General features: G+C 68.9%; 5 protein-coding genes and 1 pseudogene. 5 read left to right on the top strand and 1 reads right to left on the bottom strand.

Annotated features, from left to right (window positions below; all coding sequences use genetic code 11):
- Together AB0C69_RS36820 and AB0C69_RS36815 are read left to right on the top strand one after the other, a co-directional pair.
- A pseudogene (locus AB0C69_RS36820) lies at nucleotides 1–74 on the top strand (phosphoglyceromutase); the annotation flags it as partial.
- 41 nt (nucleotides 75–115) lie between these two features.
- Nucleotides 116–934, top strand: coding sequence for an aminoglycoside phosphotransferase family protein (locus AB0C69_RS36815; RefSeq protein ID WP_360360215.1), 819 nt, complete (start codon nucleotides 116–118; stop codon nucleotides 932–934).
- 165 nt (nucleotides 935–1099) lie between these two features.
- Here the strand turns inward: AB0C69_RS36815 and AB0C69_RS36810 are convergent, their stop codons facing one another.
- A complete protein-coding gene (locus AB0C69_RS36810) occupies nucleotides 1100–2068 on the bottom strand; it encodes an RNA-binding protein (protein WP_360360212.1) in 969 nt (322 codons plus the stop codon).
- A 281-nt stretch (nucleotides 2069–2349) separates the two neighbouring features.
- On the opposite strand from AB0C69_RS36810, the gene AB0C69_RS36805 reads away from it, so the two are divergent.
- The 3 genes from AB0C69_RS36805 to AB0C69_RS36795 all read left to right on the top strand — a co-directional run.
- Nucleotides 2350–2742, top strand: coding sequence for a hypothetical protein (locus AB0C69_RS36805; protein ID WP_360360209.1), 393 nt, complete (start codon nucleotides 2350–2352; stop codon nucleotides 2740–2742).
- A gap of 253 nt (nucleotides 2743–2995) precedes the next feature.
- Nucleotides 2996–3454 (top strand): hypothetical protein, encoded by a 459-nt coding sequence (locus AB0C69_RS36800; protein WP_360360206.1) that lies wholly within the window; start codon nucleotides 2996–2998, stop codon nucleotides 3452–3454.
- Nucleotides 3451–5819 (top strand): tetratricopeptide repeat protein (locus AB0C69_RS36795; protein WP_360360199.1); only part of this gene is annotated, 2369 nt, incomplete at its 3' end. The genes AB0C69_RS36800 and AB0C69_RS36795, both read left to right, overlap by 4 nt.

Raw genomic sequence — 5819 nt, 5'->3', positions numbered from 1 at the left:
CCGAGCTGATCCCGCGCTCGGAGTGCCTCGCCGACGTCGTCGACCGCATGCTGCCGTACTGGTACGACTCCATGAGTTGCTGCAGGAGCAGCATCCCGACCTTGCGGAGCTGCCCATGCGCGAGGTGGCGGGCGGGTGGGACAACCAGCAGTGGCGCCTGGGGGACGAGTTGGCCGTGCGCATGCCGCGCACGGAGCGTGCCCCGGACCTGCAGCGCAAGGAGCGCCGCTGGTTGCCCGTCCTGGCCCCGCGCCTGCCGCTCCCGGTCCCTAACCCGGTACGGCTCGGTGAGCCGTCCGAGCGTTTCCCGAAGCCCTGGACCGTCATGACGTGGGTTCACGGCGAGCCACTGGACTCCACCTCGATCAACCGCGTCGACCACGCGACCGACACTCTGGCGGGCTTCCTCAGGGCACTTCACGTGGAGGCGCCCAGCGAGGCGCCGATCAGTTCGGACCGCGGTGCTCACCTCGGCAAGTACACGGACGACTTCCACCACGTCCTCGACGCCGTTGCCCTGGGTGGTATCGCCGACGATGTCCAGGGCGTCTGGGATGACGCCGTTGCGGCGCCCGAGCGGGAGGGTCCGCCGGTCTGGGTGCATGGTGACCTTCATCCCGCGAACGTCGTCATCTCGGACGGGACGCTCTCAGGCGTGATCGACTTCGGTGACATGTTCGCCGGCGACCCGGCGTGGGACCTCGCGGCCGCATGGGTCATCCTTCCCTCGGGCGCCGCCGCACGCTTCTTCGACGCCTATGCGCATGCCGACGAGGCGACGATCCGGCGCGCCCGGGGGCTCGCTGCTCTGAAAAGCCTGATCCTCATGCTGATAGGCCAGAACGGAGACCGGGGCATTCCTGGCGGCAAGCCGACCTGGGGCCCCGCAGGCCGGGCAGCGCTTGATCGCATTCTGAGGGGAGCTCAACTGTAGGCACGTCTCGCGGATTTCTCTTGTGCGCGCATGGCACTCACCCGCGGCTGAACCTGCATCCGCTGCGCCTGCTCGGTGGCCTCGGCCGAACGGCGGGCTGCCCATCGACGCCCTCGATCGCGGCCAGCCAGGCGTGAGCGGGGCTCGCGGTTTGCGGGTGCCGACTTACTCGCTCGATGTCGGCTCGGTTCGCCAGCGGGCACGCAGTACCCCGTCGGTGTCGGGCAGCACCGCGGCGAACAGCGGGTGATGGTCGCCCGCGGTCAGGGGAATCACCGCCGCGGCGCGCGCATGGGCCAGTAGCGCGGCCAGTTCGGCGAACTGTTCCTCGCCACCGATTCGGCTCGCGATGTGTCCTGCCGGGTCCTGCCAGACAAGTTCGATCGAACCCTCCTCGGGGAACGCGGCCACAACCGCATCTAGGTCGGAGGACAGGTCCGGCCGCACGGTCACCCGGGCGCGCGGGGTAAGCCCGGCACGTACTCGGTCAATGTCCGCGAAAGTGAGGCGATACCACCGGGAGGCGTTGCCGACGTAGCACTCCTGCAGGAGAAGCGCCCCTTCCCCGGGAATCTTCAGGGACACAGCAGCCCAGAAGTCATCGTCAGCGAGGCACTGCTCGCCGGGCTCTATCTCCGGTTCGTAGGGAGATGCGTCGATCCGTTCGGGAAACAGCCCCAGTTCACCAGTGAGGGCCTGCGCCCGCTCACATGGCACGATGCTCCCAACGTACACGTACTGGTCGTACCCGACGTGGACGAAGAACCGGTCTTGGACCTCCAGCCGACACCAGGCGCCGTTGTCGCGCAGCATCGCCCGGACCAGTTCCAGCCCGACGGTCACCGGCACCTGCGCGCCGTCGTGATAGCCCGATAGGTCGGCCGGGAACAACCCAGCCAATCCGTATCCCTCGACCGGAGGCTCAAGCCCGAAATGCGCCAGACCGGCCACCTCCGGCTCGCGGATGTCAAGACGTTCGACTCCGGTGTCGTGCGCGAAGGCGGCCACGGCCTCCAGATAGGCGGCCTCAACCGGCCCGTGATCGCTTATCGAGTCCTCGCCGCCGACATAGTGACCACGCTCATCGCGGTCTGCCGGGTTGTACTTGGTAATCCGGTAGACATGCGGCAGCACGTCACCACCACTCCTTCGCAGGACGAAAGGACGGCGAGCTCAGCCGTTCGCCTGGTCACCAACCGATCCTGTGCCCTACTCGCTCGAACGATATTCGAGGGCCAACCCCTGACCTACGGATCAAAGCCCGGAGCTCTTGTATCAGAGCACAGCTTGGCCGCCTGATGACCGGGCGGCCGGTCCATCTCCTCGGTTTCGGGCACTCGACGACCCGGCCGGCCATCGGAGGTTTCACCTCTCGCACCCGGAACTGGTGTCACCGGGTGGACGTCGTAAGGATCATGCTGAGAGCTGAGGACTTCATGGCGTCGGCCGATGTGAACACCGACGTGGCCGCCAACGTGCTCGCTTATGTGGCCGAGTTGGAGCGGCGTGGCGTCATCGTCTCCGAGGTGGAGCACGAGCCGGATGCCGACGGCGCGGAGGAGTGGTCCTTCCGCCTCAAGATCGCGAATCGGTGGCTGGTGCGCGTCATGATGCCGGTCTGGCCGCTGGAATGGGTACAGCGCCCCGCGGAGTTCGAGGAGCAGACCGCAAACACCGAGTGGCAAGGCGGCATGTACGTCGACGGCAGCCTGGACGGCCCGGCCGACTTCGACGATGAGTATCCGACCTGGGAGGAGGCCGTCGAAGCGGGCGTCCGCATCGCCCAGGCCGCCGAGCAGGAGGACTGACCGACCCCAGACGAACGGCTGGGCGGATCTCGCACGGTCGCGCCCAGGCCGCGCATCCCGCGTAGCAGCAGGTCGGAAGCCGACCTCCGATCCGCCCGCCTCCCCTCTCCGCCAGCCCCGCTCGGCGGGCCCGGCGCACGCCGCCTCACCGGCGGCACGGCAGACGCGGGGTTGCGGTGGAGGGGGTTGCCGAACGGTATCGCCGATCACCTGTGTCGATGTCCGCAGTCGTGCGCACGTTCCCTGGAGTCGCGTGAACGTGGCGGGCGGCGGGGTGACCGGTTTAGGGCATGTGATGGCGCGGGGTGCGAGCGGTGGTGATGATGTCGGTATGACGAGGCACGGCTGGGCGTGGACAGGCGCCGGCGTGTCGGTGGCGGCGGTGGCCGGGCTGGGTGCCTACTTCGCAGCGGTGGGATTGGACAAGGCCGACAAGCTGGCCAGTGTGGTCGGTGCGCTCACCGCATTGATCGGGTTGGCCATGGCGGCGTACGGGTTGTTCGCACCGGGTGGACATCAGGTGTCGCAGCGCGCCACGGCGTCGGGCCAGGGCCGGGTGAACCAGGTCGGCGGAAAGCAGGCCACCACCGGTGACCGAGGCGGCGGCCCGGGCAGTGGTGTTCCCCGCCGCGTGACGCAGGACGCCGAAGCGACGGAAGACGGGACGATCTCCCAGGTCGGAGGGGATCAGGACCCGCCGGGTCAGCCGTGACCGGCCGCTGGCCCGGGCGCGGGCGGCGATCGCAGAAGGCCGAGGCATCCGGTGACGCCCAGATCAATCAGGTGGCCGGGGATCAGCACGCGGTCGTCATCGGCGGGCGGGCTCATGTGGACCGGATGGTGCTCGTCGAGAAGAACCAGGGCACCATCGAGCTGCACGTTCCGGAGCTGCCGCATTCGGTTCCCGCGCAATTGCCGCCGGACCTCGCCGACTTCACCGGGCGGAGCGCGGAGCTGGGCCGGCTCCGGGAATGCGTGGCGGCGGGCACGCCGGGCGGGGCCGTGCTCATCACCGCGATCTCAGGTAAGCCAGGGGTGGGCAAGTCCTCCCTTGTGCAGCACTTCGGCCACGAGCTTGCCGGCCGGTTCCCCGACGGCCAGCTCTACGTGGACCTGCGCGGTGCCGAGGACGAGGTCGCGCAGACCACCGGAGACGTCCTGGGGTGGTTCCTCAGAAGCCTGGGGGTGCGCGAGTACGACGTCCCCGATCGCGTCTCGGAGAGAGCGGCGCTGTACCGGTCCCGGCTGGCGAACCGGCGGGTCTTGGTCGTGCTGGACAACGCACGCGACGAGGCGCAGGTGCGCCCCCTGCTTCCCGGCGCTTCCGGATGCCTGGTGCTGGTGACGAGCCGCCGGTGGCTGGCGTTGGAGGGGGCGGAGGTACTGCCGCTGGACCTCTTCTCCGCCGAGGAGGCGATCGAGCTGCTGCGCCGCATCGCCGGCGACGGGGTCGATGCGGAGCCCGAACACGCCGCAGAGGTCGTCCGGTTGTGCGGATACCTGCCACTGGCCGTGCGCATCGCGGGCACGCTCGCGGCGCGGCGTTCGTGGACACCGGCCCGGCTGGCCGCGCGGCTGGCCGACGAGCACAAGCGCCTCAGCCGCCTCAAGCACGGCGACCTGGACGTGCGGGCTGCTTTCACGCTGTCCTACCGTGAGCTGTCCGGCCCGGAGGCACACCTGTTCCGCCTGTTAGGCACGCTGGTAACGCTGGAGTTCGACGCCGATCTCGCTGGCGCGCTGCTCGGCGAGGAGAGGGAGGCGGACCCCACCGATCTTCTGGACGCGCTTGCGGACGCGACGCTCATCGAGGAGATCGCCTCGGCTCGGTTCCACATCCATGATCTCATCCGGCTCTTCGCCCGCGAGCTGTTGAACCAGGAGGGCGACGCGGCAGTCGAACGGGCGCGGGACAGGATGCTCACCTGGTACGGGCAGAAGATGAATGCCGCCGTGCAGCCGCTTACACGACGGCCAGGGCAGGACGTCGACGACGATCCCGAACAGATCGGCGCGGCACTCAAGGCCCTTGAGTGGCTCGATGCCGAGGTGCCGGCGTTGCTGTCGGCCATGGAGCTCGCGGCGAGCGCCCAGCACCCAGGCTTTCTGGCCACGTCGATGGCGGTCCTGCATCCGTTCCTGCAATCCCGTCGCGCCTGGTCCGCCATGGAGCGGATGGCCAGAGCGGAGGAGTCCTTCGCCGAGATCGCAGGCGACTCCGAACTCCTGGCGGGCGCTCTCGAACAGGCGGGACAGGCCCAGTGGCAGCAAGGCGCCTTCGACAGGGCCGTGACGACGCTCTCGCACGCGCGCGACGTCGCGCGTTCCGGTGGCCTGGCGGGCTATGAGATCGACATTCAGATGATGCTGGCCCGCGTTTTCAGCGACATGCGCGATGACCACCGGTTCCAGGAGGCGATGCGATCAGCGCGCGCCCTGGCTCGGGAGACCGGTGACCGCGAGCGCGCCGTGCGCCTGGACTCCTTCGAGGCCCTGGTCGCGGCGACCGCCTCCGACGTGACCGACTACGACGCGCAGTACGCGCGGCTCGTCCAGGTCCTGGCCGAGGCCCGCGCCGGGGGGCAACACGGGTTGGTCGCCAGGACGCTGATCATCATGGGGACACTGCAGCACCGGCGGAGCAAGGGAGGGGACGCGGCGCTGCTATGGCAGGAGGCGCTCCAGATCGCGCTCGACAGCGAGGACGAGCACACCGAAGCCAACGCCCGAGAGAACCTGGCCACCTACTACATCGATGCCGGCGACCATCAAAGAGCCCGCGAGCACTGCGAGCGCGCCCTCCCCATTTTCCTGCGGATCGGCCAACACGAGTATGCGGCCACTATGAGCCTGTTCCTCGCGAGGATGGCGCGCGACCGGAGCGACTGGCCATCGGCCGCCGAGCACTACGCCCTCACTGCCACGCTTTTCGAAGAACTCGGTGAGGACTTCGTTTTCGGTATGGGGAACATGCGGCTGAACCTCGGCGACGCCCTGAGCCGGCTCGGCCGCCTCGACGAGGCCGAGCGGGAGCTCCGCAGGGCGCAGGAGATCCTCAGCCGATTCGACACGCCGCT

It is taken from the genome of Actinomadura sp. NPDC048032, from assembly GCF_040653175.1.
In the GTDB taxonomy this organism is placed as follows: domain Bacteria; phylum Actinomycetota; class Actinomycetes; order Streptosporangiales; family Streptosporangiaceae; genus Spirillospora; species Spirillospora verrucosospora.
Note: the sequence above shows the minus strand (reverse complement) of the source record. Positions and strands in the feature narration are given on the sequence as shown.

What these genes read in the sequence shown, in the direction of transcription:
- AB0C69_RS36815 (WP_360360215.1), top strand. Translation starts at nt 116, where the DNA reads ATGCGCGAGGTGGCGGGCGGGTGGGACAACCAGCAGTGGCGCCTGGGG.
- AB0C69_RS36805 (WP_360360209.1), top strand. Translation starts at nt 2,350, where the DNA reads ATGCTGAGAGCTGAGGACTTCATGGCGTCGGCCGATGTGAACACCGAC.